Origin of the sequence: Streptomyces sp. NPDC021115, assembly GCF_044333065.1 — a bacterium.
Taxonomy (GTDB): Bacteria; Actinomycetota; Actinomycetes; order Streptomycetales; family Streptomycetaceae; genus Streptomyces.
On the sequence record NZ_JBIRQF010000005.1, the window covers coordinates 620,172 to 637,194 of the forward strand.

Consider the following 17,023-nt stretch of genomic DNA (forward strand, 5'->3'; position numbering starts at 1 on the left):
CTGGACGCCACTGCTGAGGAGAGGATCAGACGAGGTCGATCCGGTCCAGGTTCATCACCTTGGTCCACGCCTCGACGAAGTCCTTCACGAACTTCTCCTTGGCGTCATCGCTCGCGTAGACCTCCGCGAGCGCGCGCAGCTCGGAGTTCGACCCGAAGACGAGGTCGGCGCGGGTGCCCGTCCACTTGACCGCGCCCGTGGCCCGGTCGCGGCCCTCGAACGTGTCCTGGGCCTCGGACGTCGACTTCCACTCCGTGCCCAGGTCGAGCAGGTTGACGAAGAAGTCGTTGGTCAGCGTGCCCGGCTTGTCGGTGAGGACGCCGTGCGAGGACTGGGCGTGGTTGGCGCCCAGCACGCGCAGGCCACCGACGAGGACCGTCAGCTCCGGGGCGCTCAGGGTGAGCAGGTTCGCCCGGTCGATCAGCAGGTACTCGGCCGGGAGCCGGTTGCCCTTGCCGACGTAGTTGCGGAACCCGTCCGAGGTCGGCTCCAGCGCGGCGAACGACTCGGCGTCGGTGTGCTCGTCGGTCGCGTCGACCCGGCCCGGGGCGAACGGCACCTCGACGGCGTGGCCCGCGTCCTTGGCCGCCTTCTCCACGGCCGCGGAGCCGCCCAGCACGATCAGGTCGGCCAGGGACACCTTCTTGCCACCGGCGTTGAACTCCCGCTGGATGCTCTCCAGGGTGCTCAGCACCGTCGCGAGCTCGTCGGGGTTGTTGACCTCCCACCCGCGCTGCGGCTCCAGGCGGATGCGCGCGCCGTTGGCACCGCCGCGCTTGTCGCTGCCGCGGTACGTCGAGGCGGACGCCCACGCCGTGCCGACGAGCTGCGAGACGGTCAGGCCCGAGTCGAGGAGCTTGGCCTTGAGGGCCGCGACGTCATCGGCGCCGATGACCTCGCCCTCGGCCTCCGGCAGCGGGTCCTGCCACAGCAGGGTCTCCTCCGGGACCTCCGGGCCGAGGAAGAGCGACTTCGGGCCCATGTCGCGGTGGGTCAGCTTGTACCAGGCCCGGGCGAACGCGTCCGCGAACTCCTGGGGGTTCTCGTAGAAGCGGCGCGAGATCGGCTCGTAGATCGGGTCGAAGCGCAGCGCCAGGTCGGTGGTGAGCATCTGCGGACGGTGCTTCTTCGACGAGTCGTGCGCGTCCGGGACGATCTCCGGGGCGTCCTTGGCCACCCACTGGTTGGCGCCGGCCGGGCTCTGGGTGAGCTCGTACTCGTACTCGAAGAGGTTCTTGAAGAACCCGTTGCTCCACTGGGTGGGCGTGGTGGTCCAGGTGACCTCCAGGCCGGAGGTGATCGCGTCCCCGCCCTTGCCGGTGCGGTAGGTGCTCTTCCAGCCCAGGCCCTGCTCCTCCATGGTGGCGGCCTCGGGGTCGGCGCCGACGGCGTCCGCCGGGCCCGCGCCATGGGTCTTGCCGAAGGTGTGACCGCCCGCGATCAGGGCGACCGTCTCCTCGTCGTTCATCGCCATCCGGCGGAACGTCTCACGGATGTCGCGGGCCGCGGCGATCGGGTCCGGGTTGCCGTTGGGGCCCTCCGGGTTGACGTAGATCAGGCCCATCTGCACCGCGCCGAGCGGGTTCTCCAGCTCCCGGTCACCGGAGTAGCGCTGGTCGTCGAGCCAGGTGGTCTCGGGGCCCCAGTACACGTCGTCCTCGGGCTCCCAGACGTCCTTGCGGCCGCCGCCGAAGCCGAAGGTCTCGAAGCCCATCTGCTCCAGCGCGACGTTGCCGGTGAGGATCATGAGGTCGGCCCAGGAGAGGCTCTGGCCGTACTTCTTCTTGACCGGCCACAGCAGACGGCGGGCCTTGTCCAGGTTCCCGTTGTCCGGCCAGCTGTTCAGCGGCGCGAAGCGCTGCTGGCCGGTGCCGCCACCGCCGCGGCCGTCGCTGATCCGGTAGGTGCCCGCGCTGTGCCAGGCCATCCGGATCATGAACGGGCCGTAGTGGCCGAAGTCGGCCGGCCACCAGTCCTGCGAGGTGGTCAGCACCTCGGCGATGTCCTGCTTCACGGCCGCGAGGTCGAGGCCGTTGAACGCCTCGGCGTAGTCGAAGTCCTCGCCCAGGGGGTCGGCCACCGCGGGGTTCTTGGCAAGGATCTTCAGATTGAGCCGCTCGGGCCACCACTGGCGGTTTCCGCCGCCCTGCGTCGGATGCGGGGCGCGCTCGTGCGCCACCGGGCAGCCACCTGCGCCCTCGCCCTCCGTCTTGTCGTCTACGACGATTGCTTCATGGTTCTCAGACATGGGAATCCTTCCGGACGGGCGGATCAGGTGCCCCAGGAACTGCGGGCGGTGGAACAGTCGGGGCGGGCCCCGCGTCTCCGTCTCTGCCGAATTGGAGTCTGCCTGTCCCTTGGCTATCGCCGGAACCGATCCTACGATGGACACAATCTAAGTCAATAAGCACGCCAAACCCAGATCCCATCAGAGTCCCGGACGCCCCTGGGCAGCATCGGGGTGTCCCACGGAACGTGAATAGGTGAGCCTGTATGAGTGACCTGCTGCGGCGGCTGCGAGGGCGTGGCTGGCGGATGACTTCCCAGCGGCGTGTCGTCGCGGAGGTCCTCGACGGTGACCATGTACACCTCACCGCCGACGAGGTGCACGCCCGCGCGGCGGAGCGGCTGCCCGAGATCTCCCGGGCGACCGTCTACAACACCCTGGGCGAGCTGGTCACCCTCCGTGAGGTCACGGAGGTCTCCACCGACGGCCGCGCCAAGCGCTACGACCCCAACGCGCACCAGCCCCATCAGCACCTGGTGTGCTCCAGCTGCGGCACCATCCGCGACGTCCACCCCACCGGTGACCCCCTGGCCGCCCTGCCCACGGAGGAACGGTTCGGCTTCACGGTCTCCGAGGCCCAGGTCACCTACCGCGGCCTGTGCCCGTCCTGCGCCTGATCGCGCACGCGAGGGACGCCCCGAAGGGGGGGATGCGCGGGTGGAACGGCAGGCGATGGACCTCGACGCGTACACGGAACGGGCCAGGAACGGCCCGTGTTTCGTGTGCGCGTATCTGGCCGGGGACCCGGACTACCGGCACGCGACGCTGTACGAGGACGAGGCCCACGTCTGACGAAGCGGCTGCGTGAGGCGATCGCCGGCGGCCACGAAGCCCCCGCCTGATCACCCGCGGGCCACCAGCAGCGGCGGAAGAAGCCTGTCTCCTGCGGCAGCCGCCATGTGGGGTCCACGAACCCGGCCTCGGACGCAAGGTCGGCCAGCCGGGCCCGGCCGAGGGCCCAGTAAGTGGTTCGGCGGACCCGGACTCGCCATTCTCCGCCTGCCGGGAGGAGCTGGAAGTGCTCCATGTCGTAGTGCTCGCCGTCGTCGTGCCAGTGCCAGAGCTGGAAGGTGACCGTTCGTTCCCCGGTGTCGGAGCGGTCGGCGACCCGGTGGACTTGCGGCGGCTTCACCGGCGGCGCGGGCGAGGGCGCGACGGCTGAGGTCGGTGCCGGTGGCGCGGTGCCCGTGCTGCGCCAGGCCGATGGCCTGCGTTCCGATGCCGCAGGAGCAGTCGAGCACCGCCGCGTGCTCCTGGCCGGTCAGGGAGTCCAGGACTTGCCCCTGCCGGTGGACGCTCACGTCCCAGTCTGCGTAGATCAGGTGGTAGTCATCGGTCAGTTCGTCGTAGAAGTGCGTCACCGATGTCTCGGACATGGCTCGAGATTACCGAAGCTGATTCCGTCAGGACGGGCAGGCGCTGTCCGGGCCGCTGCGGTAGGTGCGGTACGTGCTGGAGGCGGGCTGGGGGGTGGGGCGGGGTGGGTATTCGACGACCGGGACCGGCTTGCAGACGGCCCACTGGTCGTTCTTGCCCGGGCCTTCGAAGCCGTAGGTGCCTCCCGCGCCGATCAGGCAGGACGTACAGGAGTCTCCGGAGATGCTGGTCAGGTTGAGGGTGTTGTAGATGTCCTCCTTCATGGGGATGCGCGGGGACTTCGGGACCTGGGAGCCGCCCTCGTTGATCTCGGTGTAGGTGCGGTCCACGGCGTTGGCGAGGAGGGTGAAGGCGTCGTGGTACATGACGGCGTAGCCGTCGTCGAGGGGCTTGGCGCCGAGCCGGTGCTGGTCCGGCAGCTCGTGGAAGTAGCCGAGGAACTGGCCGAGTGCCTTCTTGGGCTTGTTCTCGCCGTTCCACCAGGCGGGGTCGACGCAGGACGCGTCCACTATGGTGGCGCGGGCGTCGTCCAGCCGCTGGGTGGGCGCGGGGGCGGTGAGGGTGGGTTCCAGGCCGATGCCCACCTTGAGGATGCGCAGCTTCGTGGTGCGCCCGCAGTCGCCCTCCTGGGCCAGGCGCTCGATGAACGCGGGCAGGTCCTGGTCGCGTCCGGCGAAGAAGACGGTGTCGGACTTCTCGTTGCAGATCTTCTGCACGGCGTCGGTGAACCGCTGGGGGATGCCCTTGTCGGTTCCGGAGGTGCCGGTGAAGTTGGAGTTGTGGCGGGAGAGGCCGTACGCCTTGCCGAAGTGTTTGTCGAAGACGGCGCGCAGGTTCTGCGAGTAGACGTCCTCGGTGCGGTTGTCCCAGACCAGGAAGCCCCGGTGCTTCCCCGGCTTCTCGGCCAGGTACTGCGCCAGGGCGCGGGCGAACTGGTCGTTGTTGGCCGAGGTCTTGAAGAAGTACGGGGAGTTCATGTTGGCCGCCGTGATGACGGGGCCGACCGTCGGGATGCTGTGCTTGCTCAGCGCGGCTATCGCCCTGCGCGTCTCCGGCGTGCTGCTGGGGATGCCGGTCACGCCGACCAGGGGCGCGCGGGTGTCCTTGGACAGCTCGGCGAGGCGGCTGACGACGGGCTCCCACTGGTCGAGGTTGCGGCCGTCGGGGGCGAGCAGCAGCTGGTAGTGCGGGCCGCCGTAGCGGTTGGCCTGCCGCTGCGCGGCGAGGGCACCGGCGAGGCCGCGGCGGATCATGTCCGTGGTCATGGCACTGTGGTCGTCCGCGGTGAAGGGCATCATCAGCGCGATGCGCACGTACGGGATCTCAGGTCCGCTCGACGGGGACTCCGCGTCCCGCCGCACCCGGGCGTTCTCGTCGGCCACCGCCTGGACGAGGCTCTTGATGCCCGGGTCCGCCTCGAAGGCGTTCGCGGTGACACCTACGCAGTCCCCGTCGATGTCGCGCAGGTCGTCACCGCATCTGCCGGGGCCCCGGGCCATGCCGATGATGACGGTGATCGCGGCGGCGGCCAGTGCGCCGAGTCCGCAGACGGCCAGCCATTCGACCGGCCCCCACTCGCGGGGATGACGACGGAACAGGCGCAGCAGCATGTTTCCTCACTGACTCACTCAACTACCGGTGATGGGCAAGGGGCGCTTCTTCCGCGCGGCCGCGGGCCAGCTGCGGGCGGCCTGGCCCAGGACGGCGTGCCAGGACGGGTGCCGCGGTGAGAGATAGGCCAGCTCTTCGCCGACGGCCTTGCACATGTCGGGGTCCGGTTCGGCGTGCGGTTCGGACACATGCCACAGGGCGTGCAGCAGCCGGTTGACGCAGCGTTCGATCTCGTGCAGCCCCGCATGGCGGCTGTCGTGCACGCCGAGGGCGACCTGCATGCGGTCGTCGGTCCACTCCCCGGCGGGCGGGGTCGGCGCGGTGGCGGCGTACTGGAGGCACCGCAGCCAGTGCGCGGCGGCGTGTTCGTCCTGCTCCGACTGGAACTCCTCCGCCAGCATGGCCACCACCGCCTCGGCGTTCCCGGAGGCGAGGGTGTGCCGCAGGGCGTCCGGCTCGCCGCTCTCGCCGCGCTGCGCGTGGTGCATCCGCAGAAAGCGGTGGATGTCCTGCCAGCCGCGGCCGTCGTCGCCCGCCCGCGAGGTGCGGCGCGCCTCGTGCACCAGCAGGGTGCGCAGCAGGGGATCGGTGACCAGCGGCTCGTCCGGTGGGGTGAGCCGCTGCCACTGCTGCTCTTCGAGGTAGTCGGTGGCGGAGTTGGCGGGCAGCTGGTCGGGGCCCTGGAGACGCAGATGGTCGGCCAGCGCCTCGGCCGCGGTGCTGTCGCGGGCGAGCGAGAGGAGCGTCAGCCGGTCGCGCTGGCGCCGGTCCGGCAGCAGCCGCTCCAGGAGCGCTTCGGTGACCGGGCGCCCGTCCTCGGCGTGCAGCTGGAGCAGGTCCCGCGGGCCTACGGTGCGCCCCCGCGCGGTGGCGTCCAGCACCGCCGCGCACAGCACGGTGGTCACCGCGGGATGGCCGCCGGTGAGGGAGTGCACGGCGGAGGCCAGATAGGGGTGGAGCGGCCGGGCGGGCCGGTCCGGTACCAGGAGGGGCAGGATGTCGTCCCGGCTCAGCGGGGTGAGCGGGACGGCGAGCAGCCCGGCGGAGGGGCTGAGGCCCTTGCGCTCCCAGCCGGAGGACTTCACCAGGTCGGGGAGGTTGCGGCGGACCGCGGCGGTGGCGTCCTCCGGCAGACCGCCGAGCCGGGTGGCCACGACGACCAGCTCCTCGTGATCGGGTCTCTCGGGCATGGCCCGGTGTTCGAGGAGCAGATCGAGGAAGTCCTGCCCGGGCGCGTGGTGTGCGTCGTCGAGCAGGATGAGTGGCCACGGCTCCCGGTTCCACCGCTGGAGCCTGCCGTAGGAGGCGGCCACATCGTGCAGGAAGGCCGCCATCAGGCTCTGCTCCGCCGCGTGGCGGTAGTCGCCGCCCTGGTGGAACCACTGCCCGAGCAGCACCAGCGGATCCTGGCCCTCCGCGCCCCGGGGAAAGCGCCGCCGGTACCACTCCTGGGCCGCGTCGGGGTGGTACCGGTCGGTGTACTCGGCGACCACGGCGGCCGTGACCGCGTCCCGGTCCGACTCCGGGTCCACGGCCGTGTCGAGGGCGCCGTCCGTGCCGGTGGCCTCCGTGTCCGTGACCTCCAGGCGGCCTTCGACGGCAGTGGCCCACGCCTGCCGCAGCGTGTTCTCGTCCCCGATGCTGAGGCGGCAGGCGAGCAGCAGCCGGGCGAACCGGAGACACGCCGCGTCCCGCTGCTCGGCGTTCCCCCGGTGCCAGCCGGAGACGGCGAACAGGCCCGGCGCCAGGACGGGGAAGCGGCGGCGCAGCCCGGGTGCGAGCCCGCACACCAGCTCCGCCAGGATCTCGACCAGGGTGGAGGCGAGGGGAGTCCCGCCGTCGGCCGGGGCAGCCGGGAAGGCGACGGCGGCCGGGAAGCCCGCGGTTTCGGTGGCGACGACCCGGACATGGGCGAGCGGCAGCCGCTCCCGGTAGCGCGCGGCCAGCTCCCCGAGGACGGCGCTGCGCCCGATGCCGTGGTATCCGGTGACCAGCACCACGGGCAGATCGCCCTGGTGTTCCCGGGGCGTACGGGACCGTTCGTCGAGGGTCAGGCCCGTGAGCCGGGGAACGAGCGAGCGCAGCAGAGGGTCCCGGCCGTAGAGCGGTGACCCTTCCGATACGCGCATCTGGTTGCGTCCCGCCTCCGTCGCTCGAGCTGCCGACGGCAACGACTCAGGAGGCGGGCGGCACCGCTCCCCCGAGACATCAGCCGCTGACATCCGTACCAACTACGCCTGTAAACAGAGAATTTACCCGTCGCGGAAGCGTCACACCAGGTGAACGCGGGATCGGTACCGGGTAGTGACCAGCGGGGGCCTGGCGTCGAACACGGATGCGGGGCGGCGTCGGATGTTCAGGGGCGCGGGTAGACATCCAGTTCGACACTGTCGGGTAGCGAGTCCGCCCCGCGGATCTCGCCGGGGTAGACGAGCCGTACCCGGCGCAGCTGCCGCAGCCCGGCGAGGGAGGCGAGATCCAGCTCCGCGACCTGCGACAGATGGATCTCCTCAAGGCCCGGAAGGCGCCGGGCGATCCGCCGCAGCGGCACCGCGGCCCCCGCCCTGGCCCACACGTCCAGATGGGTGACCTGGGGAATCTCGGTGCGAGGGGCGAACAGCAGCATGCTCAGCTGCTGCGGGGAGAGCGTCAGCTTGCGCAGGTGCGGCAACTCGGCGACGAGGGAGCCCCACTCGTCCGGCGTCAGCCGCTCGCTCGCGTCCTGGAGCCGCAGCTCCTCCAGCCCCCGGCACGCCACGATGCCCGCGAGCTGGGCCGCCGACGACGGCAGCGCCAGCAGCCGCAGCTCGGCGGCGCGCGGCAGGTCGGACAGCCCGCGCCAGGGCACCTCAGGGCCGACGAGCAGGCCCTCCAGGCGCGGGCAGCCGGCCAGCTTCAGCAGCGTCTCGAACTGGGGGAGGTCCCGCAGCTCCAGCCTCCGCAGCCGCGGCAGCCGGGTCAGCGGCGCCGGGTCCTTGACGTTGCGGCAGCCCTGGAGGGCCAGCGTCTCCAGCTCGGGGTAGGCGGTGAGCAGCCCGAGGTCCTCCAGCTGGAGGGTGTTGCGCAGGCGCAGCTCGCGCAGCCGCCGCGGGTCGAGCGTGGCGCGGATCTCGTCGGGGCTGAAGTCGCCGTGCAGCCCGACGCGCTGATATCCGGACATGGTGCGCAGCGCGTCCAGCTCGGCGTGCGAGCGGACCGTGACGATCTCCTCGGGGGCGGCCTCCAGGAGCGGGCGTACGATCTCCTCGGCATACGCCGTCGTGTCGAACCGGTCCCAGTGCGCGAGGAGCTGCGCGCGCACCGCCGCCTGGCCGGTGCGCAGGAACTCCCGGAGCCGGGGGATGGCGGCGTCCCCGCCGATCTGGCATATCGCGTGGACGGTGGCCAGCTCCTCGTCGCCCTCCAGATCCTTCGCCGCGGGCAGCAGGCCGAGCAGCAGCGGTCCCGTCTGCGCGAGCGACCTGGCCTCCCGCAGACTGCGCGGGGGGAGCAGCCGCGCGGCCCGGTCCTCGATCGCCTCGCGCACCGTCGGCTCCAGGCGGGTGGCCTGTTCGAGGGAGGCCAGCGCCAGAAGCCGCAGACGCGCCCGCACCGCGGCGTCCTGCTCCCGGTCGCCCCGCTCGCGAAGGCGGGTCAGCAGGTCGGCGCGCTCCTGGTGACGGGCCTGTGCGACGGCCATCTGAACCACGTCCTCCCACTGGTCCAAGTGCGCGTTGTTCACCAGCATGCCCATGTCGCGCTCTTCCAGTACGGCCCTGGCGCCCAGGAAATCCTGAAAAGTCCGGTGAATGAAGTTCACCGCACCCGTGGCGGGTTCCCGCAACAGACCGGAACGTTCCAGCAGATGCTGCAAAGCTTCCTCCGGCGTGCCGATCTCCGCCAGCCGGGGCACCGAGGGCTGGAGCCGCCGCACCACGTCCACCGCGTCCGGACGGTCCAGCTGGGTGCGCTCGTTGCGGATCAGCCAGTACGCCAGCTTCTGGAGCGGTTCCGTCGCCGACTTCTGGTCCAGCACCGGGCGGCTGCGCCCGTACACCTCGCGCTCCAGATCGCGCCGCTCCAGGAGCATCGACAGCGCCGCCTCGTACAGGGAGGCGCGGCCCTGGGGGAGGAACCCGCGGCGCTCCCGGTGCAGGGCGCAGATCAGGCCGCACATCAGCGGGTTGGTCGCCAGCCGGCTCAGCTCGGGGCTGCTGCGCAGCGACAGCGTCAGCGACTCGCCCAGCTCCTCCGACGCCCCGGCCGCCGCGTGCCAGCGCCGGATGAACTGCTTCATGTCGGCGGGCCGCATCGCGGCGAGCGCGAACTCCTGGAAGCCCTCGCGCGTCAGCCAGCCCCGCTCCAGGGCCGCCGGGCGGGAGGTGAGCAGCCACAGATTGCCGGGGAAGACGGCCAGCAGCTTCTTGAGCCAGGCTCGAGTGCGGGTCCGGTCCTCCTTCGGGATCTCGTCGGCCCCGTCGATCAGGAGTACGCCCCGCCCGTGCTGCAAGACCCGTGCCGCCCATCCCTCCGGTTCGGTACCCACCAGTGGACAGCCGATCCAGCGGAGGAAGTCCTCGGGCATGGGCAGCTCGGCGTTCCTGCGCGCCAGGGTGCGCAGCGGCAGGACGAAGGGGACGCGCCCGAACAGCTGCGAAAGACCGCCCGGCACCTGCTCCTGCTGCGCCGCGGCCAGCGCCAGCCACTGCACCACGGTCGTCTTGCCGGTCCCGGCGACCCCGCGCAGCAGCACCCGCTCATGGCGGGCGAAGACCGTCTCGGCCGGGCCCGCGCCCCGCTCGGCCTCCGCCTCCCGGTCGGCGCCCGGCTCGCCGTTCCCGACCGGGACCGGATCCGTTCCCTCGCGGTACGGCCTGGCCTCCAGACTCAGATACGCGGTCTCCAGCGGCCAGTCCTGGCCGTCCGGTTCGCGCAGATCGACGCCGTAGATCGTGAGCCTGCCGTGGCACTCGACGACGTAGCGCCCGTACTCCTCCTCGAACTCCTGGTCCTGGCGGCTGATGTCGGGCAGCCGCCGCAGGATCCTGTCCAATTTCTCGCTCTGCTCCCGGATCTCGCGGCTCTGCTCGATCTGGGCTCGGGCCGCGAAACCGGGCCGCTGGCTGAAGAAGCGCATGAGGTGCACGCACGCCGTCTCCAGGAGCCGGTCGTGGAAGCGGGCGGCGTCGTCGCTGAGGAGCCTGCGGGTGTCGGGGCCCGCGCTCCGGGACAGCTCGGCGGCCAGCCGCTCGGGGCCGAGCGCGAAGGCGTGGACGTCGTCCATGTCGAGATCGCCGAGCGCGTGCAGGGTGCGGGTCAGCGCCTGCCCCACGGAGTCGTGCTCGTCGGGGCCGATCGGCGGATCGTGGGGACCCGCGGCCCGCACGGCGCGGCGGACCAGCTCCCGGGCCAGCTTGTGCAGATCGTCCTCGGTCAGGGTGCGGTGCTCCCTGGCGAACGACACCAGCCTGCGGATCGGGATCGGGCGCTCGCCGTACTCGGCCGGGGGCGCGCTCGCGGGCGGCACCAGCAGTCGTTTGACCAGTGGCACGACCACTGCCGACGCGATCTTCAGGCCCACCGTGCCGCCGTCCACAGCAGCCCCCTCTCACCAGCGCAGGCGCGCTTCCCCCGCCGGGGGCCCGTACCCCTCGGACCCCGCTCACCATAGCCGTGGACGGCCGTCTTGAGGCAGGGCGCGCGGCGCCCGGCTTGCGCCAAACGCCGTCGCACCCTTGTTCGTTCAGGATACGTAGTGGGCCTTCCGCGCCGCGGCCACCACGCCGCGGCCGTCCGTCGCTCCCAGCAGCCCGTCGGCCACCCAGGCGTCCACGGTGGACCGTACGTGCTTGATCAGCGCGCTCTTGTTCCGGTAGGGGGCGGCGGCCCAGATCGCGTCGAGGAGGGTGGTGCCGTCGTCCCGGGCGGGGTTGGCGATGCCGGAGTCGGTGGTGCCGAAGGCCACCGTCGGCTCGGACCGGCGGAAGTAGGCGTGCGTCGGGTTCTCGGTGCCCTCGGAGAACGGCGCGAACTCGACGCCGTCGAGGGTGTAGTGGAGCGGCTTGCCCGGTACGGGGGTGAGCGTGGGCAGCAGATCGCCGGAGAGGGCGGCGTTGCGGTAGAGACCGACGTTGAGGAAGGACGTGCGCGGGTCGCGCGCCACCAGGTTGACCGGACCGTGGAACAGCGTCTGGACGCCCGGGTCGTCGAGCGCCTTCTCCACCCGCAGCCGGAACGGGATGTGGACCCGGACGGTGTCCCCGTCGTGCCAGGTGCGGGACACCGAGGCATAGCTGCCGGGGGACCAGTTGCCCTTCACCGTCCTGCCGTTGACCGTCACCCGGAAGCCGTCCGTCGTCCATGCGGGCACCCGCAGCCGCAAGGAGAAGGCGGCGGTGCGGCCCCGGATGGTGAGCGTGGAACTCTGCTCCCGCGGATAGCCGGTGGACTGGGTGACGGTGATGCCCTTCTCGGCCCAGGTGAGCGTGGACGGGCTGTACAGATTGACGTACAGCGCGGTGCCGTCGGCCTTCCGGAAGTACACCGAGTCCTGGTACTTGGTGGCGCTCTCCATGCCGGTGCCCTCGCAGCAGGTGGTGCCCGCCTTGGGGGTGTAGTCGCGCACATGGCCCGGCACCAGGCCGATGAAGTACGTGACGAGCGGCTTCTCCGCGTCGGCCGTGTCCTGCTTGGAGCCGAGGACCTGGTTGTACAGGGCGCGCTCGTAGTAGTCCATGTACGCCGGGTCCTGCTCGTGGAAGAACAGCATCCTGCTCAGCTTGAGCATGTTGTACGCGCAGCAGGTCTCGGCGGTGGTGTCGCTCAGGGTCTTGGCGATGGCGCCGCGGGCACCCCAGAACTCCCGGTTGCTGGTGCCGCCGATCCCGTACATCCGGGTCGGGACGACCATGTCCCAGAAGTTCTTCGCCGCGGCGAGGTAGCGCTCCTCCTTCGTCTCGTCGTAGAGCCGCACCAGACCGGTGAAGATCGGGATGTGCTGGTTGGCGTGCAGCCCGTCCAGGGTGTCGTTCCCGGCGGCGCAGGCGTCGATGAGCTTGTCGAGGTCGAACAGCCGGGCCAGCGCGAGGTGCTGGGCCTTGCCGCTGATCGCGTACAGATCGCAGATCGCCTCGACGATGCCGCCGAACTCACCGCTGGAGAAGATGCCCCACATCCGCTGGAGCGTGCTCGCGGGCAGCTTGGACAGCCGGGAGTACATCCAGTCGCACATGCCCTCCGCGAGGTCCAGGGCCCGTGCGTCGCCCGTGCTGAGATGGGCGTCGAGCAGCCCGCGCAGGATCTTGTGCGCGGTGTAGTACGGCGCCCACACCACCGTGTAGTCGCCGCTCTTCATCGACTCCAGGGTGATGAACTGCGTCTCCGGGTACGCCGCGAGGAACCCGGGGTGGCTCGGCCCTCCCCAGGTGCGGCGCAGGGTGGCGTGGCGGTCGTGGCCCGAGGAGTCGGCGAAGGTGCCGCCGGTGGTCTCCTGGAAGGTGTACGCGGCCAGGTCCCCCGAACCGGCGGACGACTCGGCGGCCGGGTGGTCCTGAAGCTCGGCGACCTCGGCCGCGGTCAGGGCCCGCGACCAGATGTGCACCTCGTCGAAGGCGCCGGCGAACACCGGATCGGCGGCGTAGTGGGACCGGCCGAGCCAGTGGTCGCGCAGGGTGCCCAGGGCGGCCGGGGTGAGGGTCATCGCGGTGTTCTTCGCGACGGCCGCGCCGTCCACGTAGAGGGTTCCGGTGCCGTCCGCGATGGTCACCGCCACATGGCTCCAGGTGTTCAGGGGAAGTGGCGCCGTGCCGTCGAGGCCCTGTTCGCCACCGGCCCCCGAGGTGGTGACGGCGAAGCGGGGATTGCCTTGTCCGTTGCGGGCGGTCAGATAGAGATAGCGGGTGGTGTCGTCGCCGAAGTCGAGGACGCGGGTCCATCCGGCGTCGTGGGTGGGCTTCACCCAGGCGGCGAGGGTGAGGGCCGGGGCGTCGCCGAGCACGGTGTCCGGCAGGTCGATGTACTGGTAGGACCCCCGGACGTTCTCCGCGGCGGTGCCGAACCTGCCCGGCACGCTGAGCACCGCCGGATCGCGCCGCAGCGCCTCGCGGACCTCGTCCAGGGCGCCGACCATGTGGCGGATCTTGTCCGCGTACACCGTGTCGCCGGTGCCGGAGTGGGCCTGGGAGAGCATGGTGAGGAAGTGGCCGGTGAAGTGTCCGCGGAGGTTTCCGCCTGCCTCGCCGTCCAGCCCCTCCCAGCCGCCGGGAGCGACCGCGCCACGGGTGGAGAGGCCCGCGTTCGCCCGGAACACCTGGAGCAGCCGGTCCACGTCGTAGCCGCGGCCGTAGTCCAGCATCAGCTGGCGCTTGGCGGTGAAGACGCTGTTCCGGAGCGCCACGTCCTTGAGGCCGAACGGCTGAAGTGTCCAGGCGGCCGGGGCCGTCGGGGCGGCCGCGGGTCCTGAAGCGGCCGCGGCTCCTGAGGCGGCGGTTGCCCGGCCGGTGGCGAGCGAGGTCAGCGCCGGGGCCGCCGCGACGAGGGCTGCGGCGCGGAGGACGGCTCGTCTGGCGGGTGCGGATGCCATGGATGGCCTCGTTTCTGGGGCGGCGGGCAGGCAGGAGCAATGTTCGATATGTCAAACGTCGTTCGGGAAAGCGACCAGAAAGTAGAACGCCGGTCATGGCGCGTCAAGAGCTGGGACGAGAGTGCGCGCAGGCCTCAGTGAGGCGGGGGAGTGACCCGGGACCGCTGCCGTACGGTCGCGGGGCCGGCGGGCCGCGCGCGCGTCAGATACTGCGGCACCGGTGCCGACTCCTCGCCGGTGTCGCGGACCAGCCCGTAGCGGACGATGCCCGCGCCCGCGTCGGGCGGCGCGGCCACGTCCTCGGTGACCTGGACCCAACTGGAGGGCTGGGCGAAGAGGTTGTAGTCCGCGCCGCGTTCGTTCTGATGGAGGGTGACGCTGCCGTCCAGCCAGAAGTACTCGTTCTGCCACATCTGCTGGGTTCCGGCGGGCAGCACGGTGGTGCCGGTGGCGGGGCCGCCCATCCAGGTCGTACCGTCCGTCGCGCCCGGCTGTACGTCGTCCAGCCGCCGCCCGCCGCCCGAGGCCGGCCCGCCAGCCATGGGTCGTCGCCCGCCGCCACCCGCACCGCGGCGCGGTGCAGATCCCCGGCGTTGTGCAGCGCGCCGGGATGCGTGAAGTCCGCCGGGGCGGCCGAGGCGCTGCCCCCGGCGAGCGCGGCGACCCCGCCGCCCAGCGCCCCGGCCGCCACGAGGCCACCGCCGAGGGTGAACAGACCTCTGCGGCTGAGGCGGTGCGTGTTGTCGTGCGGCATGTGGCTCAACTCCTGAACGGGGTGACAGGGGACACCCAGGAGACGGAGCCACACCACTGCCGATAACAGTTTTTTCTTAAGTCACAGCGCCGTGTACACCGCGTCGATCAGGGCCTTTTTACGGGGATCGTCGGCGATGTGCGGACCCATGCGGTTCATGGCGTAGCCGAGGCTGATCTCGGCCTCCGGGTCGGCGTGGCCGCAGGAGCCGCCGAAGCCGTCGTGGCCGAAGGCACGGTGGTTGGGGCCGTACGAGCCGTTGGGCCCGCTCAGCCACACCCCGAGCCCGGCCTCGGTGTCATGCGTGAAGCCATGCCCCAGGATCAGGTCCCGGCCCGCCCCCTGCCCCTCACGCGCGCGCTCGACGGCCTCGGGCGAGAGCACCCGGCGATCCCCGGCCAGGCCGCGCCGTGCGTAGACGCCGTAGAGGGCGGCGATCGCACGGGCCGTCCCATGGCCGTTGGCGGCCGGGATCTCGGCGGCCCGCCACTGCGGCGTATTGGCCTCGGCGGCCCCGACGAGCGGATTGGCCAGGGCGGCGATGGCGACGGGCTCCAACTGCGCGAAGACGGCGGCCTGTTCACTGGACGCGGCGGCGGGCGGATGCACCAGCTGCGCCGCCCGCCCGGCCTCCTTCTCCGGCAGCCCGATGCTGAAGTCGATACCCAGCGGCCCGGTGATCTCCCGGCGCAGGAACTCGCCCGGCAGGACACCGGTGATGCGCCGTATCACCTCGCCGACCAAGTGGCCGTACGTCATGGCGTGGTACCCGGACCGCGTTCCCGGCTCCCACCACGGCTCGGTGGCGGCCAGTCGCGCGCAGGTCTTCTCCCAGTCGCACAGATCGGCCACGGTGTGCTTCTCCCGCAGCCCGGCCAGCCCCGCGCGATGGGAGAGTAGATGGCGCACCGGCAGGGTGTCCTTGCCCGCTGCCGCGAACTCCGGCCAGTACGAGGCCACCGGCGCGTCGAAGTCCAGCAGCCCCCGGTCCGCGAGCACATGCGCGCACAGCGCGGTCACGCCCTTGGTGGTGGACCACACGTTCACCAGGGTGTCCCGCTCCCACCCCCGTTCCCGCCTGCCATCCGCCCAACCACCCCACAAATCCACCACGGTCCGCCCACCCACCTGCACGGCCACCGCCGCGCCCAACTCCTCCCGCTCGGCGAAGTTGGCCTCGAACGCCTCCCGCACGGCGGCGAACCGTGGGTCGCAGTGACCTTCGATGCGCGGCACGGACGGCACGGACTGCTGCGTCATGGTCCACTCCCAACAGGTTTTTTCGGCGGACCTGTGCAACATACCGACTGGTTGGACCAGCCGAAACTCCACCACGGAAACGGAGGTCTCATGACCACGCGGCCCACCCCCGAACCCCGGTGCACCGGAACGGCAGCCCTCATCGTCAACAGCCGCGGCCAGTATCTGCTGCATCTCCGAGACGCGCACAAACCCATCTACGACCCGGGCACCTGGTCACTCCCCGGCGGTGCCCCGGAAGGGACCGAGACCCTGGACGAGGCGATCGCGCGCGAACTCCAGGAAGAGACCGGGCTCACCATCGACCTCACCCCCTTCACGGTCGTCGCATGCGGTGAGAGGGACGGCATCACCAGGGGGCACAACCAGATCTACCTGGGGCACTGGGACGGCGACCCCGCGCGGCTGCCGGTGACCGAGGGCATCATGTTCGCCTTCTTCGACGCCGCGACCACCGCGCGGCTGACGATGGCGCCATGGGCAGCCGAGGTCATCGCCCGTCACCAGGCCGACGGAGCGAGGAGCAATCCGCCGGAACACACGCGGCAGGACGAATGGGACAGCCACTACGCCGACGGCAAGGTGTTCCGGCCGTTGGGAGATGTCGAGCGCGCGTTGCTGGCCGCGCATGTGCCTGCGCCCGCCGGGGGCGGGCGGGCCCTTGATGTGGGGTGTGGTCTGGGCGAACTGGCCGTGCATCTGGCGTCGGTGGGGTACACCGTCGACGCCGTCGACTGGGCGGACAGCGCCCTCGCCCTGGCCGGTGCCACGCATCCGCCGGGGGTGCGGTGGCTGCGGCTGGACATCGAGCGGGACGACCTAGCCGTGTTGCATCAGGGCGGCTACCACCTGATCACGCTTCGGCTGGTCTATCCGTTCTTCCGCAGCCGCACCCGGGTCATGGACGGCCTCGGCCGCCGTCTGGCGGAGGGCGGAGCGATCGTGGTGATCACACCGCTCGCGGCGACGACCCCCGAGGAGCGGCGGGGCATCGCGCTGGACGAGACGGAGATCGGTCTGCTGAGCGCCGGATGGGAGCGGGTGGCGCGGTTCGATGCGGAGGGGCTGGCGGTGCTGGTGCTGCGCGGTCGGGTTCAACCGGGGGGTTGAGGGTTGTCCGGCTACCGGCCCCGGGGCATCGGGCAGGGGGTTCACAAAGTCTCCGGGGCGACTT

Annotated in this window: 10 protein-coding genes and 1 pseudogene; 3 read left to right on the top strand and 8 right to left on the bottom strand. The window is 71.3% G+C overall.

The features are described from left to right. Positions 1–25: 25 nt before the first annotated feature. Positions 26–2,248: a catalase/peroxidase HPI gene (gene katG / locus ACH4TL_RS20315; protein WP_398315959.1), complete on the bottom strand. Its 2,223-nt coding sequence runs from the start codon at positions 2,246–2,248 to the stop codon at positions 26–28. 245 nt (positions 2,249–2,493) lie between these two features. Here katG and ACH4TL_RS20320 point away from each other — a divergent pair, with 245 nt between their 5' ends. After that, positions 2,494–2,904: a Fur family transcriptional regulator gene (locus tag ACH4TL_RS20320; protein ID WP_398315961.1), complete on the top strand. Its 411-nt coding sequence runs from the start codon at positions 2,494–2,496 to the stop codon at positions 2,902–2,904. Between the two features lie 40 nt (positions 2,905–2,944). After that, positions 2,945–3,079: a hypothetical protein gene (locus ACH4TL_RS20325; protein WP_398315963.1), complete on the top strand. Its 135-nt coding sequence runs from the start codon at positions 2,945–2,947 to the stop codon at positions 3,077–3,079. Positions 3,080–3,129: 50 nt separating this feature from the next. On the opposite strand, the gene ACH4TL_RS20330 is transcribed toward ACH4TL_RS20325, so the two are convergent. The 7 genes and pseudogenes from ACH4TL_RS20330 to ACH4TL_RS20360 all read right to left on the bottom strand — a co-directional run bounded on the left by ACH4TL_RS20330 (position 3,130) and on the right by ACH4TL_RS20360 (position 15,849). Then, the gene (locus tag ACH4TL_RS20330; RefSeq protein ID WP_398315965.1) at positions 3,130–3,663 is read right to left on the bottom strand and encodes a methyltransferase domain-containing protein; all 534 of its coding nucleotides are present in this window, start codon (positions 3,661–3,663) and stop codon (positions 3,130–3,132) included. A 27-nt stretch (positions 3,664–3,690) separates the two neighbouring features. Beyond that, positions 3,691–5,274, bottom strand: coding sequence for an ABC transporter substrate-binding protein (locus tag ACH4TL_RS20335; RefSeq protein WP_398315967.1), 1,584 nt, complete (start codon positions 5,272–5,274; stop codon positions 3,691–3,693). An 18-nt stretch (positions 5,275–5,292) separates the two neighbouring features. After that, positions 5,293–7,404: an ATP-binding protein gene (locus ACH4TL_RS20340; RefSeq protein ID WP_398315969.1), complete on the bottom strand. Its 2,112-nt coding sequence runs from the start codon at positions 7,402–7,404 to the stop codon at positions 5,293–5,295. 227 nt (positions 7,405–7,631) lie between these two features. Further along, positions 7,632–10,850, bottom strand: a complete 3,219-nt coding sequence (locus ACH4TL_RS20345; protein WP_398315971.1) for an NACHT domain-containing protein — start codon at positions 10,848–10,850, stop codon at positions 7,632–7,634. A 147-nt stretch (positions 10,851–10,997) separates the two neighbouring features. Then, positions 10,998–13,835, bottom strand: coding sequence for a beta-L-arabinofuranosidase domain-containing protein (locus ACH4TL_RS20350; RefSeq protein ID WP_398315973.1), 2,838 nt, complete (start codon positions 13,833–13,835; stop codon positions 10,998–11,000). A 134-nt stretch (positions 13,836–13,969) separates the two neighbouring features. Continuing rightward, positions 13,970–14,362 (bottom strand): annotated as a pseudogene (locus tag ACH4TL_RS20355) (sigma-70 family RNA polymerase sigma factor); the annotation flags it as partial. 308 nt (positions 14,363–14,670) lie between these two features. Beyond that, on the bottom strand, positions 14,671–15,849 hold the full coding sequence (locus tag ACH4TL_RS20360; RefSeq protein WP_398315975.1) for a serine hydrolase domain-containing protein: 1,179 nt from the start codon (positions 15,847–15,849) through the stop codon (positions 14,671–14,673). 90 nt (positions 15,850–15,939) lie between these two features. Between ACH4TL_RS20360 and ACH4TL_RS20365 the strand changes: the two genes are divergently transcribed. Further along, a complete protein-coding gene (locus tag ACH4TL_RS20365) occupies positions 15,940–16,959 on the top strand; it encodes an NUDIX domain-containing protein (RefSeq protein ID WP_398315977.1) in 1,020 nt (339 codons plus the stop codon). Positions 16,960–17,023: the final 64 nt, after the last annotated feature.

Excerpts from the sequence above, each read along its gene's own strand:
- ACH4TL_RS20360 (WP_398315975.1), bottom strand. The coding sequence starts at position 15,849 with ATGACGCAGCAGTCCGTGCCGTCCGTGCCGCGCATCGAAGGTCACTGC.
- ACH4TL_RS20335 (WP_398315967.1), bottom strand. The coding sequence starts at position 5,274 with ATGCTGCTGCGCCTGTTCCGTCGTCATCCCCGCGAGTGGGGGCCGGTC.
- ACH4TL_RS20340 (WP_398315969.1), bottom strand. The coding sequence starts at position 7,404 with ATGCGCGTATCGGAAGGGTCACCGCTCTACGGCCGGGACCCTCTGCTG.
- ACH4TL_RS20320 (WP_398315961.1), top strand. The coding sequence starts at position 2,494 with ATGAGTGACCTGCTGCGGCGGCTGCGAGGGCGTGGCTGGCGGATGACT.
- ACH4TL_RS20365 (WP_398315977.1), top strand. The coding sequence starts at position 15,940 with ATGACCACGCGGCCCACCCCCGAACCCCGGTGCACCGGAACGGCAGCC.
- ACH4TL_RS20330 (WP_398315965.1), bottom strand. The coding sequence starts at position 3,663 with ATGTCCGAGACATCGGTGACGCACTTCTACGACGAACTGACCGATGAC.
- ACH4TL_RS20350 (WP_398315973.1), bottom strand. The coding sequence starts at position 13,835 with ATGGCATCCGCACCCGCCAGACGAGCCGTCCTCCGCGCCGCAGCCCTC.
- katG (WP_398315959.1), bottom strand. The coding sequence starts at position 2,248 with ATGTCTGAGAACCATGAAGCAATCGTCGTAGACGACAAGACGGAGGGC.